At 61.4% G+C, this 15767-nt stretch carries 14 protein-coding genes and 1 pseudogene; 11 read left to right on the top strand and 4 right to left on the bottom strand.

Annotation, left to right across the window (positions count from 1 at the left end; translation table 11 throughout):
* Positions 1-18: 18 nt before the first annotated feature.
* Both ACTHXA_RS09910 and ACTHXA_RS09905 read right to left on the bottom strand, forming a co-directional pair.
* Positions 19-1125 (bottom strand): BMP family lipoprotein, encoded by a 1107-nt coding sequence (locus tag ACTHXA_RS09910; RefSeq protein WP_441671878.1) that lies wholly within the window; start codon positions 1123-1125, stop codon positions 19-21.
* Positions 1126-1223: 98 nt separating this feature from the next.
* Complete coding sequence (locus ACTHXA_RS09905) at positions 1224-2345, bottom strand: mannose-1-phosphate guanylyltransferase (RefSeq protein WP_441671876.1); 1122 nt, start codon at positions 2343-2345, stop codon at positions 1224-1226.
* Positions 2346-2437: 92 nt separating this feature from the next.
* Here ACTHXA_RS09905 and ACTHXA_RS09900 point away from each other — a divergent pair, with 92 nt between their 5' ends.
* The 5 genes from ACTHXA_RS09900 (at position 2438) to ACTHXA_RS09880 (ending at position 7298) form a co-directional block, all read left to right on the top strand.
* Positions 2438-3607: a glycosyltransferase family 4 protein gene (locus ACTHXA_RS09900; RefSeq protein WP_441671874.1), complete on the top strand. Its 1170-nt coding sequence runs from the start codon at positions 2438-2440 to the stop codon at positions 3605-3607.
* Positions 3608-3756: 149 nt separating this feature from the next.
* A complete protein-coding gene (sdhC, locus tag ACTHXA_RS09895) occupies positions 3757-4179 on the top strand; it encodes a succinate dehydrogenase, cytochrome b556 subunit (RefSeq protein WP_441671872.1) in 423 nt (140 codons plus the stop codon).
* Between the two features lie 20 nt (positions 4180-4199).
* Entirely contained in the window at positions 4200-4640 is a 441-nt protein-coding gene (locus ACTHXA_RS09890; RefSeq protein ID WP_441671870.1) for a succinate dehydrogenase hydrophobic membrane anchor subunit, read from the top strand.
* A gap of 51 nt (positions 4641-4691) precedes the next feature.
* Positions 4692-6521 (top strand): succinate dehydrogenase flavoprotein subunit, encoded by a 1830-nt coding sequence (gene sdhA / locus ACTHXA_RS09885; RefSeq protein ID WP_441671868.1) that lies wholly within the window; start codon positions 4692-4694, stop codon positions 6519-6521.
* Between the two features lie 15 nt (positions 6522-6536).
* Positions 6537-7298: a succinate dehydrogenase iron-sulfur subunit gene (locus ACTHXA_RS09880; RefSeq protein ID WP_441671866.1), complete on the top strand. Its 762-nt coding sequence runs from the start codon at positions 6537-6539 to the stop codon at positions 7296-7298.
* A gap of 88 nt (positions 7299-7386) precedes the next feature.
* On the opposite strand, the gene ACTHXA_RS09875 is transcribed toward ACTHXA_RS09880, so the two are convergent.
* Positions 7387-8331: a hypothetical protein gene (locus ACTHXA_RS09875; RefSeq protein ID WP_441671864.1), complete on the bottom strand. Its 945-nt coding sequence runs from the start codon at positions 8329-8331 to the stop codon at positions 7387-7389.
* A 542-nt stretch (positions 8332-8873) separates the two neighbouring features.
* Positions 8874-10508 (bottom strand): phosphoenolpyruvate--protein phosphotransferase, encoded by a 1635-nt coding sequence (gene ptsP / locus ACTHXA_RS09870; RefSeq protein ID WP_441671862.1) that lies wholly within the window; start codon positions 10506-10508, stop codon positions 8874-8876.
* Positions 10509-10579: 71 nt separating this feature from the next.
* Between ptsP and ACTHXA_RS09865 the strand changes: the two genes are divergently transcribed.
* The 6 genes and pseudogenes from ACTHXA_RS09865 to ACTHXA_RS09840 all read left to right on the top strand — a co-directional run bounded on the left by ACTHXA_RS09865 (position 10580) and on the right by ACTHXA_RS09840 (position 15753).
* Complete coding sequence (locus tag ACTHXA_RS09865; protein WP_441671860.1) at positions 10580-11830, top strand: YihY/virulence factor BrkB family protein; 1251 nt, start codon at positions 10580-10582, stop codon at positions 11828-11830.
* 56 nt (positions 11831-11886) lie between these two features.
* Positions 11887-12732, top strand: coding sequence for an exodeoxyribonuclease III (locus tag ACTHXA_RS09860; RefSeq protein WP_441671858.1), 846 nt, complete (start codon positions 11887-11889; stop codon positions 12730-12732).
* Between the two features lie 79 nt (positions 12733-12811).
* Positions 12812-13816: a tryptophan--tRNA ligase gene (gene trpS, locus ACTHXA_RS09855; protein WP_441671856.1), complete on the top strand. Its 1005-nt coding sequence runs from the start codon at positions 12812-12814 to the stop codon at positions 13814-13816.
* Between the two features lie 11 nt (positions 13817-13827).
* Positions 13828-14616 carry a polyprenol monophosphomannose synthase gene (locus tag ACTHXA_RS09850; protein WP_441671854.1) on the top strand — a complete coding sequence of 263 codons (789 nt, stop codon included), beginning with the start codon at positions 13828-13830 and terminating at the stop codon, positions 14614-14616.
* 21 nt (positions 14617-14637) lie between these two features.
* Positions 14638-15282: pseudogene (ribA, locus tag ACTHXA_RS09845) on the top strand (GTP cyclohydrolase II); the annotation flags it as partial.
* 111 nt (positions 15283-15393) lie between these two features.
* Entirely contained in the window at positions 15394-15753 is a 360-nt protein-coding gene (locus ACTHXA_RS09840; protein ID WP_441671852.1) for a hypothetical protein, read from the top strand.
* The last annotated feature ends 14 nt before the right edge of the window (positions 15754-15767 follow it).

Genomic DNA, 15767 nt, shown 5'->3' with positions numbered 1-15767 from the left:
AACCGGGGTCACTGGGATTTATTCGGCAGGGGTTGGTGAGGAAGGCGATTCGACGACGATCTCACCCGAGATAATCTGCTCCTCGATCTGAGCCAGTTCGTCGAGCATCCCTTCCGGCAACTGCGATTCGAACTCGCCGAAGCCCGAGAGTGCAACACCTTCGTTCTCGAGCACACCGGTGTAGACGGTGCCGCCCTCGAAGTTCTCGTTGTAGGCGCTCTCAATGGCGTCAAGCACCGTCACGTCGAGCCCCTTGAGGATCGATACGAAGATGATGTCCGCGTAGTCGGGCTCACCCACGGTGAGGTCACTGTCCACGCCGAGCAGAACTGCGGAGTCCCCATCAGCGCGGATCGCCTCAGCGGCACCCTGGTAGAGCGGACCGCCAACCGGGAGGATCACGTCGGCACCCTGGGCGAGGAAGCCTTCGGTGATCTGCTTTGCCTTGGTGTTGTCGGTGAAGTTACCGACGAACTCGCCGGTCTGAGCCTCTTCATCCCAACCGAGCACCTGGACGTCGGTGCCCTTTTGCTCGTTGTGGTACTTGACGCCTTCGGCAAAACCGTCCATGAAGATGGTCACCGATGGAATCTGCGAACCACCGTAGGTGGCCACGATGCCGGCTTCGGAGTAGCCGGCGGATGCGTAGCCCGCGAGGAAGGCAGCCTGGGCCGTGTCGTAGTTGATCTGCAGGAGGTTGTCACCCTCGAGGTAGTCGACGTCAATAATCGCGAAGTGCGTTTCGGGGTTTGCGTCGGCAACGGCCTGGGTCGCGTCAGCGAGCAGGAAGCCGACCGGGATGATGATGTTGCACTCCTGATCGACCATGGTCTGGAGGTTCGGGGTGAAGTCGTCAGGGCTGGTGGATTCAGCTTCGAGGGTGTTGATGCCGAGCGTGTTTTCGGCCTCAACGAGGCCGTCGTGTGCGAGCTGGTTAAAGGACTTGTCGTCGAAGCCACCCTCATCCGAAACCATGCAGGCGGTGAAGTCGCCGCCATCGACACCACCGGCTGCTTCGCCGTCGGTGGTGCTCGGTTCTTCGGGAGCCTGGCCACATGCACTAAGTGCTAAGGCACTCACTGCTGCGATGCCCAAAATGGACATCAGTCGATTGCGATTCTGCACGGTTGAACCTCCTTGGTCGTTCCGCCACTGTGCGGAAACCTAATTCTGCGATTCTACCGTGCAATCAGCAGTTTCTGTTCGCTTTCGCATGTTACAAGTCACAACACTTCTGGATGCTCTGACTTCTTGAGGAGATTAACAATCTCTTTCACTTGTTGGGCATTAGAACGGTTTGTGACCAACAATGCATCCTCGGTATCGACCACGACAATGTTATTGAGACCCGCGACCGCAATCACCCGATCCGTTTCCGAGATGACGATTCCGGATGCGTTCGTCGACACGACTCGCTCCCGGTCGCCAATCACGCCAACTTCCTCGGTGCAGGTCGCGGCAGCCTGGTGGACGCGCGTCACCGCAGCAAAATCCCCCACGTCATCCCAGCCAAAGAAGCCCGGGATCACCGCGAGTGCACCCTTCTTCGAGGCCGGCTCCGCAACGGTGTAGTCGATCGCGATCTTTTCGAGCGTCGGCCAGACTTGCCTAACCACCGCTTCGCGCCGATCCGTGTCCCACGCATCCGCAATTTCATTGATGCCTGCTGCGAGCTCGGGAGCGTTCTCCGCAAGTTCGTCGAGGAGCCGCTGCGCCTTCGCAATGAACATCCCCGCATTCCAGAGGTACTCTCCCGAGGCGACATAGCGCCTGGCGGTCTGCACATTTGGTTTCTCGACAAATTCGTCCACCTGCCGCGCCGATGGCGCGCCGTGCAACTCGAATGGCTCACCGGCACGGATATACCCGAAAGCGGTGGATGGGGCCATCGGCTGAATTCCGATCGTCACGATATGCCCCTGGTCCGCGGCCCGCACCGCCTCGCGCACCGCACGGCGGAAGCGCGTGTTCGCGCTGATGAGATGGTCGGCAGCGAAGGAACCGATGACCGCACCCGGATGCCGGCGCTCGAGAATTGCCGCGGCAAGCCCGATCGCCACCGTGGAGTCACGGCCCTCCGACTCGAGCACGATATTGGCGTCGGTGAGCTCCGGGAGCTGGTCGCGCACTTCGGTGGCATGCGACTGACCGGTGACCACCATGATCCGATTCTCACCGGTAAGCGGCACGAGCCGCTCCCACGTCGCTCGCAGCAGCGTCGACCCCGTACCGGCGATATCCCGGAGGAATTTAGGACGCTCCGCGCGGCTCAACGGCCAGAGCCGCGAACCGACACCACCCGCAGGAATCACGGCATAAAAATGGTCGAGGCTGGAAGCAGGCATGGCCACGATCGTAACCCTTTGAAACCTCGAGAAGGATGCGATTCGCCTACTGTTTACTCGGAGGTAACCACCGACGCCTACCATTAGCGATTATGCGTGTTGCCGTAGTAACCGAAAGCTTCCTCCCCACGATCAGCGGCGTTACTAATTCGGTGAAGAAGGTGCTCGACCATCTTGCCCTGCGCGGCCACGAAGCAATCGTGATTTGCCCGACCGCTGGCTCGCCGAAGGAATACGCCGGCTTCGAGGTACGCGAAGTTGCCACCGTCAACTACCGTGAATTCCCGCTGGGCCTCCCCACCCTGCAGGTCCAACGCATCCTGGACGAGTTCAAACCGGATGTGCTGCATGCTGCTTCTCCCGCCCTACTCGGTGGCCACGCCATCTCCGCGGCGCGACGTCGCGGTATCCCTTCTATTGCGATCTTCCAGACCGACGTCGCGGGCTATACCGAGAAGAATGGTTTCGCGTTTATGCGCGACGCCGCGTGGTCGATGTTCCGTCTCGTGCATAACCAGGCTGACCGGACGCTCGCACCCTCCACCGCATCCATTCGGGATCTCGCTCGCGAACGAATCGAGCGAGTCGAGCGCTGGGGTCGCGGTGTCGATCTCGAGACCTATCACCCCGATAACCGCACGCATCCGGCGACTGTTGCCCTGCGCGAGCAGATCGCGCCTCGCGGTGAAACGATCATTGGCTACGTTGGTCGAATCGCGCCAGAGAAACAGGTCGAGCGGCTCGCGCAGTTGCGGGGTGTGTCGAATATCCAGATTGCGATTGTCGGCGACGGGCCGGCGACCGAGGATGTGCGACAGGCCATGAGGAATATGCCGGTGCATTTTCTCGGGCGAAAGTCGGGACGCGAACTCGCGATCGCCTACGCCGCCTTCGATGTCTTCGTGCACACCGGCACGGAAGAGACCTTTGGCCAAACCCTGCAGGAAGCGCACGCCTCGGGTAATCCCGTGGTCGCACCACTTGCGGGTGGTCCCATCGACCTCGTCACCCACGGCGGCGACGGCTACCTCTTTGATCCCTCGCAGTCGCGCGGATCGGATTCGATGCGCCGCTACGTTTCACGTCTCGCCGGTGACTCGGCGCTGCGAGCCCGCATGGGCGAGGCCGGCCGACGTCGCGTCCTGAACCGGTCTTGGGAGCGAATCTGCGACGATTTGCTCGGTCACTACGAGGACGTAATTGCCCTGCGAAACCGGGCCGTGGCTCCTGCCGCAGCGGCCGCGGTCGGCGCCCGCAAGTAAGCCTTGCCTTACCACGATTGGCCGCGCGCTACCTGAATCCGCGGTAGAGTTGACGGCACAGTCGCGTGCGTATTCGTGAATGAATAAGCGCTTCCGCCCCGAGCGACGCCACTGCCGCCGGGCAACATCCATCACAGAAGGGTAGTTCCGTGTCAGCTGTTCAGACGGGCACCCCGACCTCTCCAAAGCCCGGGAAAAAGAACGTCATTGGTGGGCGTCTTTACCGCGGCAATGAAGGAATGTGGTCGTGGGTTCTGCACCGCATCACCGGTGTCGCAATTTTCTTCTTCCTCCTCGTGCACGTGCTCGACAGCGCGCTGCTGCTCGTGAGCCCCGAGGTCTACGACGCCGTGATTGGCGCCTACAAGACTCCGCTCATGGGCATCGGTGAACTCGGGCTCGTTGGCGCGATCGTGTACCACGCGTTCAACGGTCTGCGCATCATCATGATCGACTTCATGCCCGGTGGCACCCGTCACCACAAGCTGATGTTCTGGATTGTCGTGGGCCTGTGGGTCGTCGTCATGGTGCCGTTCTCGGTAATGCACCTCATGAACGTGTTCAGTCACTAGAAAGTTAGGGAGATCGCAAAATGACTATCGAAGCTGTCGAATATCCGCGCACCCCGCTTTCTGAGCGCAAGAAGGGCTCGCAGAACTGGGAACGAATCGGATGGGCGTTCATGCGCGTCTCGGGCGTGCTACTCATCTTCCTCGTGTTCGTGCACCTCTACTCGAACCTCATCGCCGGTAGCGGCGTTAGCCAGATCAGCTACGAGTTCGTGGTGGCCGAAAAGTTCTCGGTTCCCTTCTGGCTCATTTGGGATGGCCTGATGCTCGTGCTCGCACTGATCCACGGCACCAACGGTATGCGGACCATCGTCAACGACTACGTCTACAAGCCCGGCCCCCGCAAAGCGCTCGTTGCAACCCTCTGGATCGCCTGCATCGTTGAGATCATCCTCGGCCTGATCGTGCTGATCGTGTTTGCCGTTGAGCCCTGCTTCCAGGGCGGCGCCAGCATCTGCTCTTAACTCCGGCCATTTGCGAATCGGCCAAACAGCGTAAGGAAGAGAACTACACATATGGCTGCAGAACAGCTCAAGGACACCGTCAAGGAAATCGACGGCGTAAAGATTCACTACCACCGCAACGAGGTAGTGATCGTTGGTGCCGGTGGCGCAGGGATGCGTGCCGCGATCGAAGCGGCTGAGACAGCCGGAACTGGCGCCGTTGTTGACGTTGTGACGAAGCTCTACCCGACCCGTTCGCACACCGGTGCGGCGCAGGGCGGTATGGCTGCGGCTCTCGCAAACGTTGAGGAAGACAACTGGGAGTGGCACACCTACGACACCGTCAAGGGTGGCGACTACCTCGTCGACCAGGACTCCGCAGAGATCCTCGCCAAGGAAGCCATTGAGGCGGTTCTCGACCTCGAAAACATGGGTCTGCCCTTCAACCGCACGCCCGAAGGCAGGATCGACCAGCGTCGTTTCGGTGGCCACACCCGCGACCACGGAAAAGCTCCGGTGCGTCGCGCCTGCTACGCCGCCGACCGCACGGGCCACATGATTCTGCAGACGCTCTACCAGAACTGCGTCAAGCACGACATCCGCTTCTTCAACGAGTACTACGCGCTCGACGTGGCGTTCACTGAGGTGGATGGGGTCAAGACCCCCTCCGCCGTGATTGCGTATGAACTGAAGACCGGCGACCTCCACGTCTTCCAGGGCAAGTCCATCGTCTTCGCATCCGGTGGCTTCGGCAAGGTGTTCAAGACCACATCCAATGCCCACACCCTCACGGGCGACGGCGTCGGCATTATCTGGCGCAACAACCTGCCGCTCGAAGACATGGAATTCTTCCAGTTCCACCCGACCGGCCTAGCCGGGTTGGGCATCCTGCTCACCGAAGGTGCCCGCGGTGAGGGTGCGATTCTTCGTAACGACTCCGGTGAGCGCTTCATGGAGCGCTACGCGCCGACCATTAAGGACCTCGCGCCGCGTGACATCGTGGCGCGTTCGATGGTGCAGGAGGTGCTCGACGGCCGCGGTGCCGGACCGAACAAGGACTACGTCTACCTCGACTGCACCCACCTCGGTGCTGAAGTGCTCGAGACCAAGCTCCCGGACATTACCGAGTTCGCCCGCACCTACCTCGGTGTGGACCCGGTGACCGAGCCGGTGCCCGTGTACCCGACCGCGCACTACGCCATGGGCGGCATCCCGACGAACAATGACGCGCAGGTCATCTCGGATGACGAAGACACGGTCGTCCCAGGCCTCTTCGCCGCCGGTGAGTGCGCCTGCGTTTCGGTGCACGGCTCGAACCGTCTCGGCACCAACTCGCTGCTCGACATCAACGTCTTCGGTAAGCGCGCTGGCCGCAATGCGGTGAAGCACGCGCAGACCGCCGAATACGCACCGCTGCCGGATGACGCGGATGAATTCGTGCGTACCCTCGTGCGGAACCTCCGCGACTCCAAGGGCACCGAATCCGTCGCCGATCTGCGCCGCGAACTGCAGGAAACCATGGACACCAACGTTCAGGTATTCCGCACCGAAGACACGCTCAACGTGGCCACCAAGGTGATTCACGAACTCCGCGAGCGTTACCAGAACATCCACGTCGCCGACAAAGGCCTGCGATACAACACCGAACTGCTCGAAGCAATCGAGCTCGGGTTCTTGCTCGACCTCGCCGAGGTCATCACCTACACCGCACTCAACCGCAAGGAATCGCGCGGCGGTCACATGCGTGATGACTACCCGGACCGTGACGACGAAAACTGGATGCACCACACCATGGCGTACCTCACCGGCGACCGCAGCTCTGCGGACCCCGCCGACCACATCACTCTCGGCCAAAAGCCGGTGCGCATGACGCACTATGTGCCGCAGGAACGTAAGTACTAGAAGGGAGAAACCACAATGACCACTGTCATCGATTCAGACGCAACGGATCAGAAGGCTGAAGAGCCAGAGAAGCCCTTCAAAGTAGAGATTCAGGTTCGCCGCTACGACCCCGAGAACCGGGAAGACGCGTACTGGGAGAACTTCGAGGTCGACATGTTCTCGACCGACCGCATCCTGGATGCGCTGCACCAGATCAAGTGGGACCAGGACTCGACGCTGGCCTTCCGCCGCTCCTGCGCGCACGGCATTTGCGGTTCGGATGCGATGCGCATTAACGGCCGTAACCGTCTCGCCTGCAAGACGCTCATCAAGGACCTCGACATCACGAAGCCCGTGACCGTGGAAGCAATCAAGGGTCTGCCCCTCGAGCGCGACCTCATCGTCGACATGGACCCCTTCTTCGAGTCCTACAAGGAGATCCACCCCTTCCTCGTGGCTTCGGACAAGCCCGAGAAGGAGCGCATCCAGTCGGTTGCCGACCGCGAGATCTTCGACGACACGACCAAGTGCATCCTCTGCGCAGCATGCACCACCTCGTGCCCCGTCTTCTGGACCGACGGCCAGTACTTCGGCCCCGCAGCGATCGTGAACGCACACCGCTTCATCTTCGACTCGCGAGACGAAGAGGCTTCGACCCGCCTCGACATCCTCAACGACAAGGAAGGCGTGTGGCGCTGCCGCACCACCTTCAACTGCACCGAGGCCTGCCCCCGCGGCATCGAGGTCACGAAGGCCATCGCCGAGGTGAAGCAGGCAATCCTGCGCGGCCGCCCGTAGGCCGCGCGGCTCTTTCCTTCCTTTCCGCAGAGTGGTCACTGGTTGGGGTTTTCTCGAAAAATAACCCCAACCAGTGACCACTCTGCTTTCACTTTTGCGCATCCGCGCGCGCAAGGTGTCGCTCCGTCAGGCGCACGATTTCCCGGAATCGACGTCCATTGAGATCAGTCTTCACCACATGGACTAAGCGGATTCCCGCATCCTGCAGCTCTCGATCTCGCTGCACATCCCGATCGATAGTGTTCTGATCAACGAAGTGATGTTCGCCGTCGTAGTCGAAGTAGATATTCGCGCTCGGATACCCGAGGTCGGGCCGGTATTCCTCACCATTCGCGAGGATGAGTACCGGTTGAATCACCGGTTCGGGAAGCTCCGCTGCAATGAGCTTCAGACGTAGAACTGTCTCCATCGGAGATTCAACGCCAGGCCGAGCCAGCTGGATCGCCGCGCGTACGGTGTCGATGCCCTTCATCCGCCTGAATGTTTGCACTAAGGCTGGTAATTGTTCGGGGCGCAGGTGTGGACGAGAGCCGAATCGCAGGTTGCGATAGACGTCGGATGCGGTGAGCATCGCATCCAGCATGACCGTCACGTCCTCCTCAGCGAGGTAAATCGCGGATGTGAACATCGCGAGCACAGGTGAAACGACGGGGATGTTGTCGAGGGTCGAAGTGCGAAATAGATCGTCGCGTATCCGCCGATTCACCACCCCGTCGATGCGGACGCGGGAGACAGATTTCTTCGTGAGAATCTCGACATCGTTGTCGTTGAACCTATTCCTCGACGGCACGCGCATCCCCCAGAGCTCGGCCGCAGCGAGACCCGAGATTGCCTGTCCGTCTTTCAGCCGCATCCCGAGCGCCCGAGCACGTTCTGTCCTCGTCGCGGGAGCTCCTGTTGTGCGAACTCCGACGAAGGGCGCCGACAGATCACTCGCGCGCAGGCGCTCGGGCGTCATTCCTGCTTCGATCGCGGCGGCATAGGAGAACGCGAACTGTGGCAATTCCAGTGGGATGGGCGAGGGCTTTCGCATGACACGAAAGCTACTCGGAACGGTGTCGCGTGAAATTCTGGCCAGCTCAAACGGTGGATAACCGCCGCGTTCTCGGAGGCTGTGGACAACTTGGCGAGATTACTTGGCGTAGTGGTCGTGCCGGTTGATTCCTTTGCGGATGCTTCTTTGCGGATGCTTCTTTGCGGATGCGCCCCTGCGGATGCTTCTTTGCCATCGCAAGTGGCCGCGCCGCACCTCCCGCGCAAAGTGGTCACTCCATGGTGCTAAATCGGAAAATACCAACAAGCATCGACCACTCTGCAAAACGGATCGAACTCCCCCACAACAAAGTGGTCAATGCTTGGGGTCAAAACAAGAAATACCAACAAGCAGTGACCACTCTGCAAAACGGGTCGAACTAACCATCAGCAGAGTGGTCACTCGTTGGGGCTAAAACGAAAAATAGCAACAAGCAGTGACCACTCTGCGCAAGCTGTGGTGCGGCAAGAAAGCGCCGCGAGCGCAGAACGGCGACGTCGAACGGCGCGAGGGCAGAGCGGCGACGACGCAGCACGGCGCGGCTAGAAGGCCGCGCGGGCGGCGGCGGCGGAAGAAGCGGCGACGACGCGGGCGGCGATGGCGCGAGCGCCCTCGAGCGTGTGTTCCTTCAGCGAAGCGCGCACGCCGGCGAGGGCGGGCGGCGCCATCGACAGCGAGGTGACGCCCAACCCGATGAGCACGACCGCGAGCCGCGGATCGGCGGCGGCCTCACCGCAGACACCCACCGGCTTGCCCGTGCGCGCTCCGGCCTCACCGATCATCCCAATCAGCCGCAACACCGCCGGGTGCCACGGATCCTGATAGCCCGCAACGGTCCCGAGCACGCGGTCGGCAGCCAGGGCGTACTGCGTGAGGTCGTTTGTGCCGATCGACACGAAGTCGCTCGTCTCCAATACCTGCTCGGCCACAACCGCAGCGCTCGGCACCTCGACCATCGACCCCACAACCGAGAGCCCCACTTCCCGCCCGAGCGCGGTGAAATACTCCGAATCGGCAGCATCCGCGACCATGGGCGCCATCACCCAGAGTTCGGCACCGGTGGCCTCCTGCGCATCGCGCATCGCCTCAAGCTGGTCCCGCAGCAGGTGCTCCTTTTCACGCAGGATGCGGATCCCCCGCATCCCGAGCGCGGGGTTCGCCTCTTCAGCGTCGTTCAGGAATGTGAGCGGCTTGTCGGCACCCGCGTCGAGCACACGCGCAACAACTTTCTTCCCGGCGAAGGGCTCGAGCATCGCGGTGTAGTCCGCGGTCTGCTCCTCCTTCGAGGGTGCCTCGTCGCGGTCCAAGAACAAGAACTCAGTGCGGAAGAGTCCAACGCCCTCGGCGCCATATTCCAAGGCAGCCTGCGCATCCGCGGGCTTGCCCACATTCGCGAGCAGCGCCACCGGAATGCCGTCAGCAAGCGCGCCCGGCTCAAGCGGTGCGGCCTCAATTTCGGCCTGCCGCTGCTGCTCAGCTTCCGCGGCCGCGACCTCGTCATCAGTGGGATCGACGATCACGAGACCCTGCCCCGCATCCACCACCAACCGCTGGCCCTCGACGATGTCATCGGCACCGGACACGGCGACCACGGCTGGCAGCCCCTTCTCCGCAGCGATGATGCCGGTGTGCGCCTTCGGCGAGCCATCGCGAGTGACGAAGGCCAGCACCTTGTCGAGATCGAGCTTCGAGGTGTCGGCGGGCGCAAGATCCACCGCCACGAGGATGAAGGGTTCATCGCGTCGAGGCACTTCGGGCACCGGCACGCCCGAAAGGTCCGCGCGGATGCGCTGGGAAATGTCGTTGAGGTCGGTCACGCGTTCGGCCATATAGCCGCCGAGTGCCTTGAGCGTTTCGGCATAGCTCGCAAACGCTTCGAACACGGCACGCTCAGCGGTCTTGCCGCCCGCGATCGCATCGGTGACCATCTGTGCAATGGTTGGGTCTGCGGCCATCATCGACTGCGCATCCAACACCTCTTTTAAGGAGCCCTCAGCAGCAGTGGCACGCGTAGCCAAATCCGACTGCACCGTCGCAATCGAGGCTTTGGCCCGTTCCTGCTCGGCGGCGACATCGCCGCTAAAACCAGTGTCCTTGGGTTCCGGTAGTGGTGCCGGCATTCGCACGGCATTTCCGATCGCGACTCGTGATCCGACTCCAAAGCCTTGAAGGTTCATGTTTGCCTCGCGTTCATCCCCATCAACAAATCGTCAAGGAAGTCTATGCAAATTGCTCGTACCCTGTCTGTGTGACCGAAAAGCGAGAACACGAATTATCAACGGCGCAAGCCACGATCCTTCCGCCCTTCCCGCAAGTCGAAGAGGACGCGGGATTCCCTGCGAAGATGCAGGCGTTTGCGGCGTGGGTGCAGGCGACGAGACCGATGCGCACGATCCAACACTGGTCGTCTCGACGCGGCGCGACCCTCGCGGGTGGGATGGCGTACTCCGGCTTGTTCTCGGGGTTCGCGGCCCTGCTCGTATTCTTCTCGGTCGCAGGACTTGTGCTGTCAAATAACGAAGATCTGCTGCGCAGAATCATCGATTCGATCAGCAACTCGGTTCCCGGACTCATCGGCGAAGACGGCGTGATCAGCACGGAAACGCTCCTGAATCTCGATGGCACCGCATCATTCACCGTGACCGGTATTATCGCGCTCGTTTCGGCGCTGTGGACCGCGCTCAACTTCCTCAATGGCGCACGCCTGTCGATTCGCGGGATGTTCGACCTCCCCATTCAGATCGATCGCAGTTTCGTGAAAATGAAGCTTGTTGACCTCGGACTGCTCGTGTTGTTCGGACTCGGCCTGGTGATTTCGGTCGCGCTGACCGCTGCGAGTTCCGGCATCACCGCGTGGCTGCTCAATGACGTGCTTGCCCTCGAAATCTCCGGTTTCACGAACGTGCTCATCCGGGTCGTCACGGTGACGATCACCCTGCTCTTCGATGCCGCGGTGATCGCCGCGATGCTCCGCATCCTTTCGGAAGTACGCATCCCGCCCAAGTCGCTGTGGCCGGGTGCGCTCATCGGCGGTGTGCTCATCATGGTGCTCAAGCAGCTCGGGTCGATGCTGCTCGGTGGCGCATCCTCGAACCCGCTGCTCGCGACCTTCGCGGCACTGCTCGGTGTGCTGATCTTCATGAACTTCATGTGCATGGTGCTGCTCATTTCGGCATCCTGGGTCAAGGTGACGATGGATGATCGGGGCCAGGCTCCGAGGCTCCTCACCGCTGAAGAGGCGGAAGAGATCGCCCAGGCGACCGAGCTCGAGGCGCGACGCGAGCGGCTTGCCGCCGACCGCATCCGCATCACTGAGGAATTGGATCGCGCCCCGCGCAAGCAACGCCGCAAGCTGCGTCGCCAGTATGAGCAGATCGTGGTGGAGCAGCGCGAGCTCGAACAGCGCGCACTCGAACAGCGACTCGGCTACGACCCGCTCGAGGCGCATGCCGACCGCAATGACCTGGACCGTGATGAGGTGCGGCTAAAGCGCCAATAGCGCGGGCAGCACCGGCGTGAAGCTCGAATGTCGGTGGCGCCGATAGACTGTGGTTCATGTCGAAATCGCTCCGCATCGCATCCGTCAATGTCAATGGCATCCGCGCCGCCTACCGCAAGGGCATGGGCGAATGGCTCGAGGGCCGCGAGATTGACATTCTGGCGCTGCAAGAAGTGCGCGCGAATCGTAAGCAGGTCGACGAACTCATCAATGATGGTTGGCACCTCGAACTCGAAGAGGCGAGTGCGGCCGGTCGCGCTGGCGTCGCGATTGCGAGCCGCACGCCACTCGGTGCGGTGCGCCGCCGCGTGGGGCCGGAGGAGTTCGACTCGGCAGGTCGCTGGCTCGAAGTCGACTTCGAGGTGGGCGGCAAACCGCTCACGGTCGTGAGCTGTTACGTCCACTCGGGCGAAGCAGACACCCCGAAGCAAGAAGAGAAGTGGAAGTTCCTCGATGCCATGGCCGAGCGGATGCTCGAACTTCGCCAGCAGCAAGAGCTCGCGTTGGTGGTCGGCGATCTCAACGTCGGCCACGACGAACGCGACATTAAGAACTGGAAGGGCAACGTCAAGAAGTCCGGCTTCCTCCCGCGTGAGCGCGGCTACTTCACCCGCATGTTCACGCCGCTTGGTGAGGCTGCGAGCCCCGTCGACGGCTCGGGCGGGAATGGCCTCGGCTGGGTGGACGTCGGCCGCGAGTTGTCCGGCGACGTTCCCGGTCCCTACACCTGGTGGTCTTACCGCGGCAAGGCCTTCGATACGGATGCGGGCTGGCGCATTGACTACCACGTCGCGACCCCGGAACTTGCCAAACTCGCATCTAACTACACGATCGATCGTGCCGCGGCGTACGACCAGCGGTGGAGCGACCACTCCCCCGTTGTGGTGGATTACGCGCTGTAACGGCAAACGCGTAGTCTGCGGGCTATCGTCCACCGATAGCATGAACCCCTAGTCACCCACGTCAACCCAGGATTCCTCTATGTCGAAACCCGTCATCTTTTCGGGCATGCAACCCTCATCCGACTCCCTGCACCTTGGAAACTACGTCGGAGCGCTCACCAACTGGGTAAAGATGCAGGACGACTTTGACGCACTGTTCTGCGTGGTGAATCAGCACGCGATCACCGTCCCCACCGAACCTGAGGTGCTCCGCGAGCGCACGCTCGCCACGGCGGCGCAGTACATTGCCGCGGGAATCGACCCTGAGCGCTCGACACTGTACGTGCAGTCGCACGTCCCCGAGCACGCGCAGCTCGCGTGGATTCTCGGAACGATGACCGGGTTCGGCGAGGCGAGCCGGATGACGCAGTTTAAGGACAAATCGCAGCGTCACGGCGCCGAAGGCACGACCGTGGGCCTGTTCACCTACCCCGTGCTGATGGCCGCGGATATCCTCCTCTACCAGGCTGATTCGGTGCCGGTGGGTGAAGATCAGCGCCAGCACATCGAGCTCACTCGCAATCTCGCCGAGCGCTTCAATTCGCGCTTCGGTGACACCTTCACGGTGCCCGAGGGGTACATCCCCAAGGCGAGCGCGAAGGTCTACGACCTGCAGGATCCCACTTCGAAGATGTCGAAGTCGGCCGAAAGCGATGCCGGACTGCTGCGCATCCTCGACCCCGCAAATGTCACGAAGAAGAAGGTTATGCGCGCCGTGACCGATGCCGACGGCGAGATTCGCTACGACCCCACCGCGAAGGCTGGCGTCTCGAACCTCCTCACAATTTACGCGGTGCTCACCGATCGTGAGATTGAGGATGTGGCGAATGAGTATGCGGGTCGCGGTTACGGCGATCTCAAGAAAGGTCTCGCGGAGGCAGTCGAGGCAACGTTCGCACCAATCCGTGAGCGCACGAACGAACTGTTGGACGACCGCGGCGAGCTGCAGAATCTGCTGCGCAAGGGCGCCGAGCGTGCTCGAGAACGCGCCGCGAAAACCCTCACGCTCGTCCACGAAAAAATCGGCTTCCCCGAAACCATTTGAAAGACCTATTTGTGACTTCCAACCCCGGCAAGCACGCTCTTCCTGGAGCTGAACACTCCACACGAGACATCCTCGTGATCATTCCGACCTATAACGAGGCGGAGAATATCGAAACCGTCGTCGCGAACGTGCTCGAAGCATCCGACCGCGTGGATGTCCTCGTCGTCGATGACGGCTCCCCTGACGGCACCGGCGCGCTCGTGGATGCGATAGCCGCGCAGACGACGCGGGTGCGGGTCATGCACCGTGGCGGCAAGCAGGGACTTGCGACGGCGTATTTGCAAGGCTTCGAGTACGGGCATGAGCGCGGCTACGACTATCTGTTTGAGTTTGATGCCGACGGTTCGCATCCGGCGCAGCGGCTTCCCGCGCTCATCGATGAGCTGGATGGTGGGGCCGACCTCGTAATCGGGTCACGCTGGGTGCCCGGGGGCGCGACCGAGAATTGGCCATTGTCACGGCAGTTGCTCTCGCGTGCGGCGAGTGTCTACTGCCGAGTACTGTTGCGCTCGGATATTCGCGATATAACGGCCGGCTACCGCGGCTACCGCGCGGAGGAACTTCGTAAGTTCGACCTTTCGCCGGTAACATCGGCTGGATACTGTTTCCAGATCGAAATGGCGTGGATGTTCGAACGCGTGCGTAAACGCGTGGTCGAGGTACCCATCACCTTCGTGGAACGGGAACTTGGCCAATCGAAGATGTCGCGCGCGATCATCATCGAAGCAATTTGGCGAGTGGCCTCGTGGGGCGCGGGTTACCGTGCCCGCGGGCTTGAGTACCGTCTCACAGGCAACTAAGCGCCCCCTGCCCGAAAGCTCCCGATGAATGATCCCTCTCGCGTCCGCTTCGAGGTCGAGACGACGCTCCCCACTGAACACGGGGAGTTTCGCGTTCGTGCCTATACCGACACGGTAACCGGTGACCTGCACCTGGCGATCATCTCCGGCGAACCCGGTCCGGGCGCGCTCGTGCGGTTGCACTCGGAGTGCCTTACGGGTGAAGCTTTCGGTTCACTCAAATGCGAGTGCGGACCGCAGTTGGATGCGGCGCTGGATGCGATTCAGCAGGAGGGTGGCGTCGTGTTCTACTTGCGCGGCCATGAAGGCCGTGGGATCGGGCTGCTCAATAAACTGCGTGCCTATCGGCTACAAGAAGACGGGCTCGACACGGTGGATGCGAATCTCGCCTTAGGTTTGCCTGCAGATTCTCGTGAGTATGTCGCTGCCGCTGCGGCGCTCGCCGATATGGGGCTCATGCGCGTGCGCTTGCTCACCAATAACCCCGCCAAGACCGCTGCGCTCACGTCGAATGGGATCGAGGTCATTGAGCGGGTGCCGCTCGAGGTCGGCCGCAATGCGGTGAACGACGAGTACATGCGCACCAAAGCGGCTCGAATGGGGCACCTGCTGAGTGGCGGACCGGGGTTTGATCTCCCAAGCCCCGAGGCCGATCACAACCTATAAAGGCGTCTGTCCAGGGCAGCTCACTTGCGAGGAAACAAGCTTAGCCTCACCTAAATCGCGGCACAATACAGCTGTTAACTGAATTCACGCTGAGTGGATAGGGTCGAGAGCATGGAAATCCTCAAAAGTATTCTGCTCATTCTCCACTTCATCGGACTCGCAGGACTCTTCGGCGGCTGGTTTCTACAAGTATCCAAAATTGCCAAGGGCACCGCGACGATCCCTTCCGGAATGGTGCACTCGGGTTGGCTCGCCGGCATCTCCGGCATCCTGATGTTCGGCATGAACGAGATGATGTACGACGTCACGATGGACATCCGCATCAAGCTGACCGTCAAGCTCCTCGTTCTGGTCGTCATCATGGTGCTCCTCATGGCAAACCGCAAGAAGGACCCAGTCCCTTCCGGCATCATGTGGTCTGCGGGTGGTCTCACCCTCGCTAACATCGCTATTGCCGTCCTCTGGCAGTAATCCCCTACCGAAAG

The organism is Gulosibacter sp. (genome assembly GCF_052090685.1).
In the GTDB taxonomy this organism is placed as follows: Bacteria; Actinomycetota; Actinomycetes; order Actinomycetales; family Microbacteriaceae; genus Gulosibacter.
The sequence above is the reverse complement of the archived record's forward strand: the minus strand, read 5'-3'. Positions and strand labels throughout refer to the sequence as shown.

What these genes read in the sequence shown, in the direction of transcription:
- ACTHXA_RS09840 (WP_441671852.1), top strand. Translation starts at nt 15,394, where the DNA reads ATGGAAATCCTCAAAAGTATTCTGCTCATTCTCCACTTCATCGGACTC.
- ptsP (WP_441671862.1), bottom strand. Translation starts at nt 10,508, where the DNA reads ATGAACCTTCAAGGCTTTGGAGTCGGATCACGAGTCGCGATCGGAAAT.
- ACTHXA_RS09880 (WP_441671866.1), top strand. Translation starts at nt 6,537, where the DNA reads ATGACCACTGTCATCGATTCAGACGCAACGGATCAGAAGGCTGAAGAG.
- ACTHXA_RS09905 (WP_441671876.1), bottom strand. Translation starts at nt 2,345, where the DNA reads ATGCCTGCTTCCAGCCTCGACCATTTTTATGCCGTGATTCCTGCGGGT.
- ACTHXA_RS09860 (WP_441671858.1), top strand. Translation starts at nt 11,887, where the DNA reads ATGTCGAAATCGCTCCGCATCGCATCCGTCAATGTCAATGGCATCCGC.
- sdhA (WP_441671868.1), top strand. Translation starts at nt 4,692, where the DNA reads ATGGCTGCAGAACAGCTCAAGGACACCGTCAAGGAAATCGACGGCGTA.
- ACTHXA_RS09890 (WP_441671870.1), top strand. Translation starts at nt 4,200, where the DNA reads ATGACTATCGAAGCTGTCGAATATCCGCGCACCCCGCTTTCTGAGCGC.
- ACTHXA_RS09875 (WP_441671864.1), bottom strand. Translation starts at nt 8,331, where the DNA reads ATGCGAAAGCCCTCGCCCATCCCACTGGAATTGCCACAGTTCGCGTTC.
- ACTHXA_RS09900 (WP_441671874.1), top strand. Translation starts at nt 2,438, where the DNA reads ATGCGTGTTGCCGTAGTAACCGAAAGCTTCCTCCCCACGATCAGCGGC.
- trpS (WP_441671856.1), top strand. Translation starts at nt 12,812, where the DNA reads ATGTCGAAACCCGTCATCTTTTCGGGCATGCAACCCTCATCCGACTCC.